Annotated in this window: 14 protein-coding genes; 3 read left to right on the forward strand and 11 right to left on the reverse strand. The window is 58.6% G+C overall.

Annotated elements, in window-relative coordinates; translation table 11 throughout:
* Window positions 1-53 precede the first annotated feature (53 nt).
* Together Pan181_RS22975 and Pan181_RS22980 are read left to right on the forward strand one after the other, a co-directional pair.
* Complete coding sequence (locus Pan181_RS22975; protein ID WP_145250722.1) at window positions 54-326, forward strand: hypothetical protein; 273 nt, start codon at window positions 54-56, stop codon at window positions 324-326.
* A 45-nt stretch (window positions 327-371) separates the two neighbouring features.
* Window positions 372-1,607 (forward strand): FAD-dependent oxidoreductase, encoded by a 1,236-nt coding sequence (locus Pan181_RS22980; protein WP_145250726.1) that lies wholly within the window; start codon window positions 372-374, stop codon window positions 1,605-1,607.
* A gap of 36 nt (window positions 1,608-1,643) precedes the next feature.
* On the opposite strand, the gene Pan181_RS22985 is transcribed toward Pan181_RS22980, so the two are convergent.
* From Pan181_RS22985 to Pan181_RS22995, 3 genes are all read right to left on the reverse strand, one after another.
* On the reverse strand, window positions 1,644-2,876 hold the full coding sequence (locus Pan181_RS22985; RefSeq protein ID WP_145250729.1) for a hypothetical protein: 1,233 nt from the start codon (window positions 2,874-2,876) through the stop codon (window positions 1,644-1,646).
* Window positions 2,877-2,903: 27 nt separating this feature from the next.
* Window positions 2,904-4,286: a PQQ-binding-like beta-propeller repeat protein gene (locus Pan181_RS22990; RefSeq protein WP_145252416.1), complete on the reverse strand. Its 1,383-nt coding sequence runs from the start codon at window positions 4,284-4,286 to the stop codon at window positions 2,904-2,906.
* A gap of 281 nt (window positions 4,287-4,567) precedes the next feature.
* A complete protein-coding gene (locus Pan181_RS22995) occupies window positions 4,568-6,097 on the reverse strand; it encodes a DUF7453 family protein (protein WP_197528623.1) in 1,530 nt (509 codons plus the stop codon).
* A gap of 778 nt (window positions 6,098-6,875) precedes the next feature.
* Here Pan181_RS22995 and Pan181_RS23000 point away from each other — a divergent pair.
* Window positions 6,876-7,310, forward strand: coding sequence for a hypothetical protein (locus Pan181_RS23000; RefSeq protein ID WP_231943678.1), 435 nt, complete (start codon window positions 6,876-6,878; stop codon window positions 7,308-7,310).
* Window positions 7,311-7,490: 180 nt separating this feature from the next.
* On the opposite strand, the gene Pan181_RS23005 is transcribed toward Pan181_RS23000, so the two are convergent.
* The 8 genes from Pan181_RS23005 to Pan181_RS26710 form a co-directional block, all read right to left on the reverse strand.
* Complete coding sequence (locus tag Pan181_RS23005; protein WP_145250737.1) at window positions 7,491-8,042, reverse strand: hypothetical protein; 552 nt, start codon at window positions 8,040-8,042, stop codon at window positions 7,491-7,493.
* A gap of 447 nt (window positions 8,043-8,489) precedes the next feature.
* Window positions 8,490-9,797 carry a coproporphyrinogen-III oxidase family protein gene (locus Pan181_RS23010; protein ID WP_145250740.1) on the reverse strand — a complete coding sequence of 436 codons (1,308 nt, stop codon included), beginning with the start codon at window positions 9,795-9,797 and terminating at the stop codon, window positions 8,490-8,492.
* 60 nt (window positions 9,798-9,857) lie between these two features.
* The gene (locus tag Pan181_RS23015; protein WP_145250743.1) at window positions 9,858-11,012 is read right to left on the reverse strand and encodes an outer membrane protein assembly factor BamB family protein; all 1,155 of its coding nucleotides are present in this window, start codon (window positions 11,010-11,012) and stop codon (window positions 9,858-9,860) included.
* The gene (locus tag Pan181_RS23020; RefSeq protein ID WP_145250747.1) at window positions 10,990-12,102 is read right to left on the reverse strand and encodes an iron-containing alcohol dehydrogenase; all 1,113 of its coding nucleotides are present in this window, start codon (window positions 12,100-12,102) and stop codon (window positions 10,990-10,992) included. Before Pan181_RS23020 ends, Pan181_RS23015 begins: the two co-directional genes overlap by 23 nt.
* A 212-nt stretch (window positions 12,103-12,314) precedes the next feature.
* Complete coding sequence (locus Pan181_RS23025; RefSeq protein WP_145250750.1) at window positions 12,315-13,736, reverse strand: aldehyde dehydrogenase family protein; 1,422 nt, start codon at window positions 13,734-13,736, stop codon at window positions 12,315-12,317.
* Window positions 13,737-13,824: 88 nt separating this feature from the next.
* Window positions 13,825-14,286: a hypothetical protein gene (locus Pan181_RS23030; protein ID WP_145250753.1), complete on the reverse strand. Its 462-nt coding sequence runs from the start codon at window positions 14,284-14,286 to the stop codon at window positions 13,825-13,827.
* Window positions 14,287-14,549: 263 nt separating this feature from the next.
* Window positions 14,550-15,662 carry a phenylacetate--CoA ligase family protein gene (locus tag Pan181_RS23035; RefSeq protein ID WP_145250756.1) on the reverse strand — a complete coding sequence of 371 codons (1,113 nt, stop codon included), beginning with the start codon at window positions 15,660-15,662 and terminating at the stop codon, window positions 14,550-14,552.
* A 316-nt stretch (window positions 15,663-15,978) separates the two neighbouring features.
* The gene (locus Pan181_RS26710) at window positions 15,979-16,377 is read right to left on the reverse strand and encodes a hypothetical protein (protein WP_231943679.1); all 399 of its coding nucleotides are present in this window, start codon (window positions 16,375-16,377) and stop codon (window positions 15,979-15,981) included.
* Window positions 16,378-16,502 lie beyond the last annotated feature (125 nt).

Raw genomic sequence — 16,502 nt, forward strand, 5'->3', positions numbered from 1 at the left:
AGTAGTGTCGTCGTGGCCCGTTACGATTGTCTTTCGATCGAGGGGAGGGTGTGATGCATACTGCTTCGAGTGCGAAGAACGTGGTGGCTAGTTCCACCTTTGGCCTGATCGTGGTGTTCACCCTGATGTTCTGGCTGCCGCAGTTTGGTAGCCTTGCCATGGCATTCGGGTGTGCGGTGTTGCTGTCGGCTTACGTGCTGGCCTTGCCCGATCAGTTCCGCACCCAGAGTGGCTCGCTGGTGCCGGCCACTTGTTTGCTTGCGGCACTGTGGATGGCCACCGCAGCGGTTGCCTTAATGGCTTGGCTCGGCCAACTACAAAGCTAGCGACCAGCCAGTCCGATAACTACGACAGGAAAGTAGCTGAGACCGATGGAACCGACGACCCCCTCGACCATTTGTTGCATTGTCGGGGGTGGCCCGGCCGGAATGTTTCTCGGTTACCTGCTCGCTCGCGCGGGGATCCAAATCACGGTGCTTGAGAAGCACACCGACTTTCTTCGCGACTTCCGCGGCGACACCATTCATCCTTCGACCATGCAGTTACTGAAAGAACTCGACTTGCTCGACGAGTTCCTGCCGTTAGTCGATTTTCGTACCGACACCCTGCATGTGAACATCGAAGGTCAAGACTTCGTCGGGCCGACCTTCAAGCATCTCAATACCACCTGCCCTTTTATCGGGTTTGTTCCGCAGTGGGACTTGTTGAATCTGATGAGTGAGCAGGCGTCGCGGTACGCGGAGTTCGATCTACGGATGGGCACCAAGGCGGTCGATGTGATCCGCGACAACGAGCGAGTAGTAGGAGTCCGTTGGGAGTCGGCCACCGAGCAAGGCGAGATACTCGCCGACCTGGTGGTTGCGGCCGACGGCCGGAGTTCCACCATACGCGACGCGGTGCATCGCCAGGCATCGCAGCAAGGCATACCGATCGACGTGTTGTGGTTTCGCCTGGATCGTCCGGAAGAAGACGACAGCCACACGCTGGCTTGGCTGAAGAATGGTCACATGCTGGTCACCATTCCTCGCCGCGACCATTACCAAACCGCCATGGTGATCAAGAAGGGAGCGTTCGACAGCATTCAGCAGCACGGCCTGCCGGCGTTTCGCGAAACGATTGCCGAGGTTTGCCCACTGCTGGCAAACGTCGCCGAGGGAGTGCAAGACTGGCAGCAGGTAAAACTGCTCACGGTCGAGATCAGCCGCCTCGAGCGGTGGCATCAAGAGGGGCTGCTGTTCATCGGCGACGCGGCACACGCAATGTCGCCGGTGGGTGGAGTCGGCATCAACCTTGCCATTCAAGACGCCGTGGCGACGGCCAACCTGCTGGCCGAACCTCTTCGCCAGCAGAACGTCAGCGAGCAGCATCTGGCCGCGGTGCAGCATCGCCGCGAGCGGGCAGCCATCCGAACGCAGCGGGTGCAGTCGATGGTCCACTCGCTACTGTTCGGCCACGCATCGTCGCCGGGGCAGCCGTTTTCACCACCGTGGTACGTACGAATCGGGGTAAGCGTGCTACAACCAGTGCTCCGCCGCCTGGCAGGCCGCTGGGTCGGCATCGGCTTTCAGCCCGAGCACATCGAAACGCCCGACGTGCATAAGCCGTGAGCGATCGAGACTCCATTTCGCGAGCGACTGCCATGGTTAAGGCGTCGGTGCTTCGACGCCAAGCTCTTTAAGTTCGACTTCACCATCGCTGTTAAGCTCGTAGCGGTCGATTCGTTTCGGGAAGAACCAGCCTGCTTTCTCGCCGACGTACAGCTGAGCCGATCCTTCCGGCAGATATGAACCGACCTTGCGGAACACGGCTTTGAAAACCCTTGTTTCCGGGTACGTATTGGCCTTGAACTCGTGCAGGCTCCATTTGTTCAGAACGAGTACTGCATTTCCGAAACCAACGTCGACCCTCTCAGCAATCTCATCGGGCAAGAGAGGCACTGCCTGCGGGCGCAGGTGGATTTCTGCGTAGTCGACGTTACCAGAGTAGACGTTGAACGACAGCGCGGAGTCCCAGCGATTGAAGTTGTTCAGCACCGGCAGGATTCCCACGAGTAGCACGACAAGCCACTGCGGAGCGCTCTGCAGTCGCGGCGCTGCGAACATCTTCTGCAAGCGAAACGCCGGGGCTTGCCAGAACAGCGTCCAGGTCAGCACGGCAACCGACATGCCCCACATCCACGAACTGTTGTTCCAATGACTGCGGAGGGGGCCGATCGAAAAAAGAATCAGCAGGTGCATGAGCATGGCGCCGATCAGCGCGAGGTGTCGCAGCCGAGTGGTCAGCAACCCGACGCCAATCAGCACCTCACACACCGCGGCCAGCACCGCCAAGGTAGGCAGCAGGGTCGTTTCGAATGGCAGCAGCTTGACCACTGGTTCGACAAACCAGGGGAACTCATTGTAGAAGAAATAAGGATTGAGTTTCTGCACGCCGCCCCAGAAGTAGACCATCGCGGCGACGAATCGTAATCCTGCCAGAATGCGCTCGTCGGCTGCTTCCCCTTCCTGGCCTCGGTGGGAGACCAGCAGCACGAAGTACAGACAGAACATGTAGAAGGAGGGCCACAACCGACTCTGATCCTGGAGAAACAACACTCCAAAAGCCGCCAAGACGATCGCGATCAGCACTTGAGACCGTGGCCGAACGACGATGCCCAACAGCGACGCGACGAGCATGCCGAGCCATGCGTAATCGAACGGGTGCGAGAACGAAGGGAGGCCCTCCAGCAGTGGCACCAGCGGATAGTAGGGTCGCGAAACCCACAGCTTCCAAGAGACCACGAGACAACACAACACCGCAATGGCGAGCACGCGCGTGAAGGCGATCAGCCGGCGCTGCTCGTCGGCGAACACTAGGCTATCCAAAGAGATTCGCATGGTGGAGCGATTCGAGCAGAGGACGAACTACGGCGACTGTTCGGGGTTCTTCTTTAATTCAAGGCATACCATACGGTCTTCGCCGCGCAGGTAAAGCAGTCCGCGGGCCAACACCGGCGCGGTCCAGGCATAAGGCTTCAGCAGTTCCTCGCCGTCGGCATCTTCCAGCAAGTACGACTTCACCAAGTCGTACTTCTCCGGGTTCACCTTCAAAATCTGAATGGTGCCATTTTCTGCGAGGCTAATCAGGTGCCCGTCGGCGTAGAGCAGCGAACAGCGGCCAAAAAAGTCCTGGCTCCACTTCACGGTGCCTGTCGACCACTCGATGCAGCGAGTCTCCGCCCCGTTGGTATGCCGGCCGCTGCTGCCGTACAAATACCCCTCGTGGTAGATGGCCGTGTTCCAATGGAGTTGCATGGCCTTTTGACGCTTCCGCACGTCGTCTTTCCAGACGATGTCGTACTCGCCGGGCCGCACCCGCAATAGCGAACTGCCCGGGCCGTAGGTTTCGGAGATGAAGACCTCGTTGCCCACCACCACCGGCGTCGAGGCATTCACGCTATTAAACATCTTTGCCCGCCAAGGGTACTGGAAGTCGATCTCGCCGGTCCGCGGATCGAGGGCAACCAGCCCGCCGCGGGCGAAGACGAAACACCATGGCCGGCCATCGATTTCGGCAATCACAGGACTAGCATAGCTGGCCAGTTCGTCCGCACATTTCCAAACGACCTTGCCTTGAAACTTGTCGAACGCCACGACCCCGGTGCCGTTCCCGCGCAGCGGGCCCGCTGCGTCGTACACGTCCTCCAAGTCATTCGGTGGGCTGCCGCCGACGTGGACAATCAGTAGGTCCCCAAACACCAATGGAGTGCTGCCGACACCGAAGAAGTTCTTCACCACGTCAAACTCTTTGGACGTGTCGACCTCCCACAGCAGCTTGCCATCGACCACGGCCGCACAACGCAGCACGCCTTCCTCACTAAACGTGTAGACGCGGGCACCATCCACCACTGGCGAGCAGCGAGGGCCGTTGTTGTAACCGAGAATATCCTCGTAGCTGGTCGGGTAACGGGCGGTCCAAAGTGGTTCGCCAGTTTCCGCGTTGCGGCAAATCAAGTGGTCTTCGTCGCCATGGCGGTCGAAGTGAAACAACCGCCCCCGACTAATCGAGGGCCCGCTGTATCCCACCCCGATTGGAGTCTGCCAAACAATGGGAGGCTCGTCGTCGGGCCAATCGAAATCGAGTCCCGTCTCCTGCGATTTGCCGTCGCCGGTCGGCCCTAAGAAAGTCGGCCAGTCGTGCCCAAACTCACGCGTCGCCAGGTTCGGCGGCAGCGTCTCTTCCCCCTTCAGCTCGCTCGATACCACCAGCGCGGACATCAGCGGCACGAACAGTAACCAGCGAGGCATTTTCACGATTCGTTTGCGCGGCATGGGCGGATTAGTCGGGGAAAATAGGTCGGTCCTGCCGGAACAAAGATGCCGACAGTATTGTCAGCAAGAGTATAGCACACGGTTTTAAGCCCCCTTGCGGCGCGGGATTGGAGGGTGGGCAAGACGTATTGGTAGCAATTCGCAGTCGCGAACTATCCCGCTTTGCCCCTCTTCAAGTACATTTGGCGAGACGACGCATCGCTGGCCGCGGCATCTAGAGATGTTACCAAGGACGGCGGGTTTTGCAGAAGCGGTTCCTATCGCCGTCTCAACAAAGCAACACAGCTTACCGCTACAACTAAGAGAATACTTGTGGATGGTTCAGGAATCGGATTGATTTGCGCTAAGAACAATCCCCCTCCACCTTGCTCGAAACTAAGCAATACTCCAACGGTACCCATTTCGCTGAGTCCAGTCGGAATCCCGGAGGTGCGCAAATCCCTCTGCACGAGTTTGCCCTGCTCCAAGAAGTCAATTGTTTGTCCCTCAAAGGATACAACCTGCGTCGGCCTATCTGCTGGTTTGAGCCAGTACCCATGCCCAAAATTGGCTGGACCAAATCCAGCCAACCTTGCACTGAAAAGCACGTCGCCTCGATCATTGATGTATCCGCCTGGTAGGCTGGTGATCGCAGTATCAGTGCCAGGAGCAATGTCGCCGACCTCAACGATTAGAGACGCATCCATCGGATCGTCAAGATCGAAAGACATCAATACTCCTCGCGTATTTCCATTCTCCGATTCAAGCGTCGCAGTGACGAGCGCCTTGCCGACGCGATTGAGGGATGGTGTACCGATGGTCTGGATCGTCTCCCCCTCACCGAAAGGCGAGGGGTCTCCCGTCGCGAGCACTGAGCTCAAGTTGCCCGGCCCTCCGACAAACAAAGCATCTCCAACAGGCTGTGACGATGCATCGACGATCCGCGATCGGAACACGACCTCATTGCTGCTGGAGACTTGGGCGAGTTGGTTGATGAACGAACCGAAAAACTGCTCTGGGAAGCCTGGAACTGGTGCCCCTTCGGAGGCAACCAGCTGTACGTCTCCCGGGACGCCGGCCCAGATTGCACGTCGACCTGATTGTAAACTGTCCGGAACTGCGGCATACCCCGCATCGTTCTTGGAGAACCCGCTTACCAATCCGCCGATCTGGTCGCCAGGCAATCCAGGGGCAGGATCACCCTCTCGAAGCAATACCTGCGGATTATTGACAGGTCCAATCCACCAGGAGTTGTCATTATCGGTCGTAATGCCTGGACCATCGAGTGTCCGCCGAAAACTAACGATTCCACCATCCGAGATGGAGACGCCTACCGATCCAGGCGAGATCGAAATCCCAGGCGCCAGTCCCGGGGCTTGTTCGTCTGTGCTGAGCACGATTGTCTTGCTCTCCCCATCAATCACGACAATGTCCTGATCGGCACCACGCTCCGACACAAGGGTGACTTGCCCAAGTGAGTTTATAAATCCCGATCCCTGGTTGTAAAAACTCTCATACTCTGCGCCAGGGCCTGCCAGCGCGATTGGCCGGGATCCCAGAACGTCGTACACCCAAATCCCCTCTTGTCCGTTCGATAGATCTGCCTGCCATGTAAGGCGACCATCACTGCTGGATCGACTCCAGATTGGGTAACTCGTGTAAACCACATCCTCAAGGCCCGCAGCTGCATCGCCGACCAATGCAATTGGAGTGAGCAGCACCGGAACGTCTGCAGTAGCTAGGCGTGCCAGAAAGCACGTCAATAACCCTGCAATCACAACAGCTTCTATGGAGTCTTTCAGGTACAAGGAGGATCGAGTCATCCAGCCACATCGATGTGCGAACATGAGATCAAGCACCTGTCTTTGGTACATTCAACCGAAGAAGTGACACTTCATTGCTAGACGGAACAGACTCTACGAATAGTCGCCAAACCAACCACGGGTAACCCTCCAGCAGTAAAGGGCTATCGGGGAAGCGATGAAACTAGCATACCAGATCGATACACACAAGATAACAGTTTCTCTGGAAAAACACCTTTGGAAACCTCTCAGCGATTCCACCTTCCAACGGGAGCAAGTCGCGTAATTAATCAACTTCGGAGGCATCATGTGATCGCTCCGGGCGTCCAATCCGCCACGCTCGAACCACCCGCGGCAGGTTCACTTCATCGACAAGTCGCTAAGGGTGAGCATCGCGGACGGCACCTATTTGATGGCATCGGTAGTTATTAGTAAAATCGAATCCGATGACTGCCACTTGATAATGACATGTGGCGAATGGAAACTTTAATCGACTGCGGAAGACTGGTTTGACGTTTTCTGCGTTGTTCGACGTGAATTTGAAACACTAGAACTATTCCCTGCGTGTTGCGGCGCACATCTCCACGCATTTCCGTTCGGCGAACACGATGGACTTTGACACCAATCTGCATCTGTAAGCGACCAATCTGCGGCTGCAATTTTCTTGCGGGCCGAGGGGTGCAATGGTGCGAAACATCTTTCTGTACTACTCGCACGGTGCAAGGCAATTAACGCAAACAAGGATCTAAATCGGTTCGAGGAAGCACTACTTGGATTCGGTGCGATGACAATGGGTGACATTGTTGGCGAAAGTGGATTTGATTCGGCAGACTCCCTTCATGTGTCGATCTTGCAATGGATTATGCAAACTACTTTATGCCGAAATATTAATGTGGCTGGCCACTCTATTCATGGATTGGGAAATCTTCGAGCAAGACTTCCTGAGGCCATCGAACATCTCTGCGGTATCGTGAATTCGGCTCGTCGAAACGACGAGCACGAACATGTGTCGCTACGTGCTACTGCATTACGGATCCTGCGACGGCTAGACCCCGTGATTGCTGCCGAGTTCGTTGGCACCCCCGCGTTCGACGAATATGCTCACGCTGTCGAGCATTGGTTGGAAACGGACGCTTCAAAGAACACCGAGACCCGGCTTGAATTGCAAAACGAAAGCGAGTGGTTGACGGAGGTGACGAATCGACGAACCAAGCCATAAACCCAAGTCGCCGATCTCGCGTTTTCTTGCATACACATCACCCTCGTGCAGTTCGGCCTGCTCCTTCGCTGCTGCGGTCGAACCAACCGCTGTCTCATTCCTACAGCGACAAGTCTCTGAGGTAGAGATTTTCTTACACCACCTCCAGCAGTTACAAACTCCCCCGACTTGCCGCGCTGGTTACGGTTTGCTCGCAGACACAGGCTCGGCGATACCAGATCGACTCCAGGCATTTGGCCGAGGTGCAATTGTCTCACTAGCAGTCGGTACGTAGAGCACAAGTGTGGTTCCATGCAGTCCGGCTTTTAAGCGATCAATTCCTTCGTAGGTTAGCCGCGAGTTGTAGATTTCGATTTCCCGGACCGCTTCGAACTTGAGCAAGATATCGATGTAGCGATCGTCTGGCTGATCGCTGATCGAACTGCCATTTAACGAGATGCAATCGACTCGATGAAACACATCGCCCCATGCGGAGTGTCGCCAACTCTCGGGGACGAACCAGGGTCCCGCCCAGCGAAGCTGTACCTTCGCCGGGGCAGTGAAGTAACGATCGAATTGAAAGCCATAACTCACATGGACATCACCAAACGTTTCCAAATCCAACGCGTCGATGGCGGCTAGCTCTTGCGCCCGAATTGTTGCCGAGTGCCGATACCAGGCCGCCAGCGAAGCGACCAGGGTGAGGAGCAGCAGCAGGTGCCAGAGACGAAAACGCAAGAGTCGTCGAACCACGCTTCCCCCCTCCAGATGGTTGGATTCCAGAACGACGCGGCGCTGACAAATGCCTGGCGAATGCTCTGGATTTTGCTTGATTTTGGCCGGCGATCTGCTCTAATAAAAGCATGTACACGCATTCACTATCGCTGTTTGGTAATATAGCGGACCTCCGGTCTCTTTCAAACGCTCGTCCCCTTGCGGGCGGGTGGGGGCTTTTGCTGGCGATTCTGCCCCCACCCCGGGGGCAGCGATTTCGACTTAGGTCGCGAGCAACCTGCGCAAGTCGTGCAGTTGCCAGCACTTACCGCTCGTGCGATCGGCGTAAGAATAGCCCCCACCGATCGTATTTCGGCAAATGGGGGCATAACGAGTGGGGGCAAAACGCTTCGCGCAACGCGCGGCAATACGCTTCACTCCGCGCAACAACGCTGGCAAATCGGTGCAGGCGTTTCGTGCTGCGGCTTAGGTGTAGCGAACCCCTTGGTGCTCGGGCTCGAAGAACGCCGGCAGCAAGCTATCGACTCGCATTAGTCCTTCGCGAGTAAGCCGCACGCGATCTTCATCAAGCAGGGCCAGGCCTTCGGCGACGTACTTTTGCCAGACGTCGTTCCAGTGTTCCACGATATTTACCTGGTACTTGTTCGAGAAGTAGCTCGGATCGAGCCAGCCCTTCTTGAGCTGCAGCACCATTTCGCGAACCAGCGCCTGATGCGGGGTGATGCGAAGCGCGCGGCCGATCGGCAGTTCGCCGTCGTCGCTATCGGCTTTCAGCCGCCCGGTGTAGGTGCCCCACTCCGGCTCGTTCTGATAGTGCACGCCCGACACATGGCCGAAGCTGGCGATGCCGGTCGCGAGCAAATCGCTTCCACGCCACAGGTTGTCGCGGTAGCTGAACTCGACGCCCGGCTTCACCATCGTGTACGCGCTCGAAGTCACGTAGCCGGCCGTAGCGAGTGGGTCGAACGCCCAGGCGAGCCACTCCCGCTTGGTCTCCCAGTCGGCCACCGGCGACTCGATGTTGCCGCCGAGGATGTCCTTGGAGTACTCCGTGTTGTACGGCAGCTCCATTTGATAAATGGTGACGCTGTCGGGGTCCATTTCAATGGCCTTATGCACCGCGTCTTGCCACTTCTCGGTGGTGTCACCAACCATCCCGCTAATGAGGTCAATATTAACGCTATCGAATCCAGCTTCCTGAATCCAAGGCCAGGCCCGAAAGATCTCGGGCGACTGGTGGGCGCGGCCGTTGGCTTCGAGAATCGCGTCGTCGAAGTGCTCGACCCCCAGGCTCAATCGGGTGACGCCGATCTCCTTGAGGGTTTGCACCTTGGCTTCGGAGAGCGTGCCAGGTTCGCACTCGAAGGTGACCTCCTCGGCCAGGCTCCAATCGATGTTCGCCCGCAAGCGGTCGACCAATCGATGCAACTGACGACTCGAAAGGAACGACGGGGTGCCGCCGCCGAAGTAGACAAACCGGAACGGCCGCCCACCCATGACCGGCAACTTGCTTACCAATTCGATTTCGCGCGAGAGCGCGGCCAGGTACTCTTCGACCTCGCCGGCGTTCTTCTCGGTAAACACTTTGAAGTAGCAGAACTTGCAACGCTTGCGACAGAACGGAATGTGCAAATACAGCCCAAGCGGCACCTCGACCGGCGGCGACTCGAGCGCCTGCAGGGCGTCGCCCACGTTGTCTCGCGACCATTGCGAGAAGGGTGGGTAGTTGCTGATGAAGTAGGAACCGACTTCGGTTTTGGTGGATTCAGACATATTGTTTTTCGTAGCCGCTAATTGATGAAACAGATCGCGGAGAATTGTTAGATGCGTGATTTACTTCTGCTCGCCGAAGCAAAACAGGATGCCGCCGGTGTTGCCGATCAGCAGCTTGCCATCGACCACCGTCGGCGAGGCGACAAAGTTATTGCCGGCGTCGAACTGCCAGGTCTCTTCGCCCGATTCCAGGTCGATGAGGTGCAGCTTGCCACGCTGGGTGGCAGCCACCGCGACGCTGCCGGCGATCACCGGCGAGCTATCGACCCGCGTTCGAGTGGGAAAGGTCCAAGCCGACTTGCCGGTGGTCACGTCGATGGCAAACACCGCTTTGCCTTGGCTGCCGTAGATAGCGAGCTTGTCGCTCACCGCCGCGGCGGTGCGGATGCCCTGGCGTCGGCGGCGGTCGACGTACTTCCACAGCACTTCAAAGGGAGACTTGCCGGTGTCTATCGCGAAGAAGCTGCCTTCTTCGGTACCAAAATAAATCCGCGAGCCAATCGCGGCCGGCGTGCATCCGGTCGGGCCATCGATCTCCAGAGAGTCGACCTCCTTGAAGGTCTCGATGTCGATCGCGTGCAGCTTGCTGTCGCAACCGGCCAGCATCGCGCGACCGTCGACAATGGTCGGCGTGCAGCGAAGCGGCGCGTCGATCACGAACTCGCCGATTTGCTTGCCGGTGTCGGCTTCGTGCTTGGTAAAGTGGCCCGACTCGGTGGTCGCCAGCACTTTGCCTTGGTGAACCATCGGGCCGGCCATCAGCTCGGCCGAGAGTTCCACTTGCCACCGCTCGGTGCCGTCGGCCATGGCCAGGCAGCGGAGCACTCCGTTGTAGTCGCCGACGAACAGGTGATCGCCGTCGATGGCGGCCGCGGAGAGAAAGCCGGAGTCGTCGAACGCTTTGGTCCAAACCGCTTTGCCAGTCTCGATGTTCACCGCATGGAAGGTGCCATTCACATCGCCGAGGTAAGCAATGCCATCCTTCACCACCGCGGTGGCTTCGAAGCCGGTATCAGGCGCTTCGTAACGCCAAAGCTCGGTTGGCTTCGGCGTGAGCGGAGATGCAGCGACGCCGTTCGAGGCGGCGGTACCGCGGGCGTACAACCAGTCGTCGGCCTGGCAAGCCGTCGATACGAACAGCCCCACGCACAACAGTAGCGAGCAACGAATGACGATTGTAAACCTCTCCGTGTTACCAGGCTGCTTCATAAACATGCAGGTAATCCTCTTGGCTCATCTCCACAGGATTGAACGTACCGGTCCATTGCTCGGTAGCCGCGGCAGCGAGTTCGGCAAGCCGCGCGCGGTCGACTCCACACTCACTCAGTGTACCCGCCAGCCCTGCTTGCTGTCGAAGTTGCGAGACGAGATCGGCCAAATCCTCGGGGGATTGGCCAGTAAGTTCGCGATACCAGTCTCCGACACTTTGGCCGTTGCGACGTATTATATGCGGCAGCATCAAGCCGACCGCTTCGCCGTGAACCACGTTGTATTCCGCGGTCAAAGGGTTTGCCGAAGCATGGGCCGAGCCGAGCATCGAGTTCTCGATCGCCAGCCCGGCGAACATCGCGCCGAGTTGCATGTTGCTCCGCGCACCCAAGTTTTGCGGTTCGGCCAGCACCACGGCAAACGCGGGAGCGAGCAGCGCCCACGCTTCGCGACTGTAGGCCAGCGACATCGCGTTGCGACGCTTGGTGACAAACGTCTCGAGCGTGTGGGCAATCGCGTCCATGCCGGTGAGTGCGGTCACGCGGGCGGGCTGGGTGATGGTGAGTTCGGGGTCGAGTACTGCGATGCGAAACGCGGCCCGCTTGTCGCCGCAGGCCATTTTCACGTGGGTCTCGGCATCGGAGATCAGCGCGAACGATTGGGTTTCGCTACCAGTGCCGGCGGTGGTCGGCACGGCGATCATCGGCAGCATGTCGGCCGTGGCCTTGCCGACGCCCCAATAGTCCTGCATCCGCCCGCCGCACGAGTAGACGAAATTGATTCCCTTCGCGCAGTCCATGCTGCTACCGCCGCCGATGGCGATGATGGCCTCGGGGCGATACTCGCGGGCGTGGGCGACGCCAGCTTCCACGTTGGTGGTCGTGGGATTCTCCTGCACTCCGTCGAACAGCTCGCCATAAACGCCCGCCTCGGCCAGCGACGCGAAACAACGCTCCGTATGCCCAGCGGCAATGATGCCGGCGTCCGAAACCAGCAGCACCCGCTGCACGCTCAACGAAGCAGCCAGCCCGCCCAACTCGGCCAACCGGCCAGGGCCAAAAACAATTCGCGTAGGGCAATGAAAATCAAAGGCCATGGAACTTGCCGTTGATAAAAGGTGGGACGGCCGGGGGGAGGATCGCAGTGTTGGAGGTTAGAGGCGAAGTAATTCAGATTAACGAGGGTACGATGTACAAGTCAAAGCAAGTGAGGAAACCAACATCCCCCTCCCCGCAAGCGGGAGGGGAATTGGGCGGTTCGCAAGGCGAGCATGGAAAGCCCACTGCTCGCTTTACTAGTTACGGTCATCTAGTTGGCTACCTGCACCGCGCGGTTCTTGTACAGGAACTCAATCAGGTTGCCTTCGTGCGGTTGCAGCCAGTCGACTTGCGGGGTGGGGATCGGACCGAGGTTCAGGCGGTCGATGTTCGTGCTGTCGAGCAGGTCTCGGCGCAGGCTTTCGTTGTTCGTGACACCGGTGCAAATCAACGAGTAGTCGATCGCGTCGAGCATCTTCGCTTCGGGACATTCGACCACGTTGACCATTGGGAACATGTATTCCTTGTTCCGCGAATCGCTTTCGATCGACGCGTGATGCAGCACCACCGGGCGGAGGTAGGCCACGGGGTCGCGCTCGACCAGGCGGTCGCCATACTTGCTGGTCATGTCGGTCACGAGCGGCGCCTGGGCGTCGTTTTCAATGGCTCCCCAGATCGCCTTCGCCGCACCCTCGATGGTAAAGGCGGCCAATCCGGCGTTGGGATCGTCGGGCGGCAGCACTTCGATCGGGCCGAGTTTGGCGGCCAGGGCTTCGGCAATTTCCTTGGTGTGACGCGAGGCATAGATGCTCGACGCGTTCAAACAGCTTCGCCCACCGTTGCGGTAGACGCTGTCGGCCATCATGTCGATGTACTGCTCCCAGTTGTCGACGCAGTCGTCGCCGAGCAAGATCTTCGAGTACCCAGGCCCATGCACTTGCACCTTGGGATTGCCGGAGTACTGCTGGATGGTCTGCGGCCCGCCAAAAATCATGCTCCGGCGGCAGCTCGAGAGGATTGCCCCGCCGATGTCGGCACCCGCTCCCGGGTACAGGCAGAATGTTTCGCGGGGAATGCCCGCTTCGACCATTGCCGAGTAAACCCGGTAAGGAGTCCACGGTTCGCTGGAGCCTGGCTTCAGGACCAGACCAATCTGCAACGCGATCACCGGAATCCACAGCGTGTGCACGCCTGGCGAGTTCGAGGGGAGCACTGCACCCAGGGCGTCGCACTGCGCCTGATAACTAAGCGTCACCCCACGACCTTCTTCGCCGTAGCCGCGAGCGAGGATGTTGAGATCGAGCCCGCGCGTGAGGGCGTCGAGAATCGTATCGATGTTCTTCAGCACAAACGCGTTCTTCGTCACGTTCGCCCGGCACATCGACACCGGCATACCGGTGGTGGCCGACTGCTGCTGGATGAAATCCTCGGGCGTTTGCTGGCTATCGCCAACGGTCAGGGTGCCGTTTTCAAACAGCTCGCCTGCGTGCTTGCATTTTTCGATCAGCTCGGCCGGCGACATGTCCTGCAGCGCCCGACGGGCAAACTTGGCCTTCTTGGCGTCGCGTTGCACGATGCCCGAACCAACGCAGTGCATCTTGGCAACCGGCTCGCCGGTGTAGAAGTGCTTGACTTCGTCGACATCGAGCGATTCGTACGGTTCGCCCCAACGGATGGCTTGGAGTTCGATCATGGCATGAGAGGGGAAAGGGGGAGATTCGTGGGGGAAGCAGCGGCAATCGCACTAGGTAACGCGAAGGAAGCGAACCATCGGTCGAGGCTCAAGCAAAGTCGTCTGGTTTCCAATTTAGTTGGCAATTGGTCAGCAGATCCTTGGCCGCCTGGCCGGTCAGGATTCCTTCTTTGTAATACCGCCGGAGCACATAGTAAAACGCGTCGGCCACTTTCTGCCGCTTGGCCTTTAGCAACTCGGGATCAACGCGGTAGCGATCGAGTTCCGACCTGGGAACCTGCTCGCCACCGCCCCAGTTATTTTGACTGCCCGCGGAGTAGGGTCGCTCGTCGGTTATGTCGACGTCGTGTTTGTCGATGTATTCCTGCTGAGCCGACTCCAGCAGCGCCAGGCGGGCGGAGTAACCGTCGATCACCGAGAGCACATGCTTTACCTCATCGACCCAAAAGTCGATGTTCGCAAACTGCCCCGCCAGCTGGAACCTGTTCATCGTCAGTTGCTTGCCAAGCGTGGCAGCCACTTCGTCGGCGAGGCGAATTGTATAAGCCATATGGTGTTGTTGCCTCCGTCCGCGACGAGCCGCGGGTTGAATACTCTTTCGGGTCCCTGGGGGTGTGGGGGATTTCAAATCTCCAGCGAGTCAAGCAACTGGCAAATAGTGAAGCCACCGTGGAGCTACAAAGCGAAGCGAAACACCAGACGTCGACCACTGATCGGATTACGTCTGGCACGCACCGCCCGCTAGCATCACACATCGCTTGCCGGCAAGCTGACTCGCTGTGGGTGAAACACCGCTGCAGCGATCAAGGTTCGCTAGTAAACACCTACGGTGGTACCGCCGGCCAACTTGCTGAACGGGCGGACGCCGCTGATGCCGTCCCACGGGTACTTCTCGTAAGGCGGTTCGCGTTCGCCTTCGTCGCGTTCCAGGAAGCCTGGCACGAAGAACTCTTTGGTCAGCGTGGTGAGCTTCGAGCGGCCTGTTTCGCCGTAGCCAACCACGCGGTCAGTCTCGTCGAAGTCGACCACTTGCAGTACCGCACGAGGCTGCGGGGCGTGGTAGGTAATCTTGTATTTGTTCTCCGCGGTCACCGGTTCACTACAGGCCAGCCCCATCAGCGTGTTGCCATACGTGGGAGTCATGTAGATACCGCTCTTCTCAGGCGGGCCGCCGAACAACTCCTCGACACAAAACTTGGTCCACTGCGGAGTGAATTCGGTTCCGCCGGAAAAGATGCCGGTGATGCCACACTCGGCGAGCGAGGTGCCGCGGTTCTCGAGTTCCAGGCAAAGCGACTCGATGAGCTTCGGCGTGCCGAACATGCACTTCACGTCATGCCCAGCGGTAAGAATGGTAATGGCCTGATCGATGCAGTGCTTCTTGTACTCCTCCAGGTGATCCATCCAGCCCTTCTTGATGAGCTTGATCACCCAGCGGGGGTCGAGGTCGATGCAGAAGCAGATGCCGCCGCGGTGCTGCGCCAGATGCTCCACCGCCAGGCGAAGCCGGCGAGGGCCGCTCGGGCCGAGCATCAGCCAGTTGCCTCCCGGGGGGAAGTACTGGTCGGGCAGGGTGTCGGAAAACAGCGAGTAATCGGTGCGGAAGTCGTCGATCGCGATGCGGCTCTTCGGCACACCGGTGGTGCCGCCGGTTTCGAACACGTAGACCGGCTTATCGGCCAGCCCCTGTGGCACCCACCGCCGGACCGGCCCGCCGCGCAGCCATTCGTCTTCGAAATCGGGGAACTTGTTCAGATCCTCGAAGCACTTGACCTCAGTCAGCGGATCGAAGTTCAGTTCGCGCTTCTTTTCAAGCCAGAAAGGGCAGCCTGTGTTATCGCTAAAATGCCAGTGAACGATCTCGAGTGTGTGCGCATCGAGTTGGTCGCGGGCCTGATCGATGGCCGCCTGCAGCGAATCCGACATGGGTAACCGTCGCCTACAAGGAAGGATTTCGAGGGGGGACGACGCCAGAACGATACCATGGTCCGCCCGGCGCCTGATGCACGATAGCGGAGTGGGTATCAGATGGCAAGCAATCGCAGAGAATGGCGGGAGTTACCGCCAAAAAACCTCTGCTTCCCCCCAGAAAACCCGAACGCAAACCGTCTGTCGGGCCCGAGCACCGCCGACTTGGGTGCCGCTGGTTGGCCGTTACGACTGGTTGGCTGTTACGACTGGGCTTCGGCATTGGCCGACGCTGGGGTAACGCCCAACTGAGCCAGCACCTGAATCACCCCGTTCAAATGGGCCAAGCGAGGTCCGTAGCGGTCGATGAACTCGTTGAGACGAACTCACCGTCTACCAGGTTCTCCTGGGAGTAGCTGACTTCGTCGGTCAGGCGGTCGAGATACTCGACATGCACGCGACTCAGTACCTCGGCCGCTTCGCGGCAGCCTTCGGCCAGATCGGGGTTCGCCTTGCGCCATTGCTGCAACTCGTGGTTGCGTTGGCGCTGCGTGGCCGACATCTGTGCCAACATTTCTTCAAGCAGTTCGTTCGTACGATCCTGAGCGGCTAACACCTCACGTAGCAATTCCACTTGCTCCTCACTTTGCGTCGATACGGGGCGGGGCTGGCTACTAGAGGTCACGTCGACCTGGGAATACATCGAAGCAAGCGATGGTTGCTGGTTGCTCATTCGACCCTTTGTCCTCGGGGATTGATTTCCTGAATGGATTAGCCTGAAACATGTGCACCCCGATCGCCCGGAAGCCCGCATTCCGCAAGGCAGAATCCAGCAACAAGTGGGCCGCGTGTGCCAGC

The sequence above is a fragment of the Aeoliella mucimassa genome, from assembly GCF_007748035.1.
GTDB classification, from domain to species: domain Bacteria; phylum Planctomycetota; class Planctomycetia; order Pirellulales; family Lacipirellulaceae; genus Aeoliella; species Aeoliella mucimassa.

Coding starts and splice junctions, on each gene's coding strand:
- Pan181_RS22975 (WP_145250722.1), top strand. CDS start 54: ATGCATACTGCTTCGAGTGCGAAGAACGTGGTGGCTAGTTCCACCTTT.
- Pan181_RS22980 (WP_145250726.1), top strand. CDS start 372: ATGGAACCGACGACCCCCTCGACCATTTGTTGCATTGTCGGGGGTGGC.
- Pan181_RS22985 (WP_145250729.1), bottom strand. CDS start 2,876: ATGCGAATCTCTTTGGATAGCCTAGTGTTCGCCGACGAGCAGCGCCGG.
- Pan181_RS22990 (WP_145252416.1), bottom strand. CDS start 4,286: ATGCCTCGCTGGTTACTGTTCGTGCCGCTGATGTCCGCGCTGGTGGTA.
- Pan181_RS23000 (WP_231943678.1), top strand. CDS start 6,876: ATGACAATGGGTGACATTGTTGGCGAAAGTGGATTTGATTCGGCAGAC.
- Pan181_RS23010 (WP_145250740.1), bottom strand. CDS start 9,797: ATGTCTGAATCCACCAAAACCGAAGTCGGTTCCTACTTCATCAGCAAC.
- Pan181_RS23015 (WP_145250743.1), bottom strand. CDS start 11,012: ATGTTTATGAAGCAGCCTGGTAACACGGAGAGGTTTACAATCGTCATT.
- Pan181_RS23020 (WP_145250747.1), bottom strand. CDS start 12,102: ATGGCCTTTGATTTTCATTGCCCTACGCGAATTGTTTTTGGCCCTGGC.
- Pan181_RS23025 (WP_145250750.1), bottom strand. CDS start 13,736: ATGATCGAACTCCAAGCCATCCGTTGGGGCGAACCGTACGAATCGCTC.
- Pan181_RS23030 (WP_145250753.1), bottom strand. CDS start 14,286: ATGGCTTATACAATTCGCCTCGCCGACGAAGTGGCTGCCACGCTTGGC.
- Pan181_RS23035 (WP_145250756.1), bottom strand. CDS start 15,662: ATGTCGGATTCGCTGCAGGCGGCCATCGATCAGGCCCGCGACCAACTC.
- Pan181_RS26710 (WP_231943679.1), bottom strand. CDS start 16,377: ATGAGCAACCAGCAACCATCGCTTGCTTCGATGTATTCCCAGGTCGAC.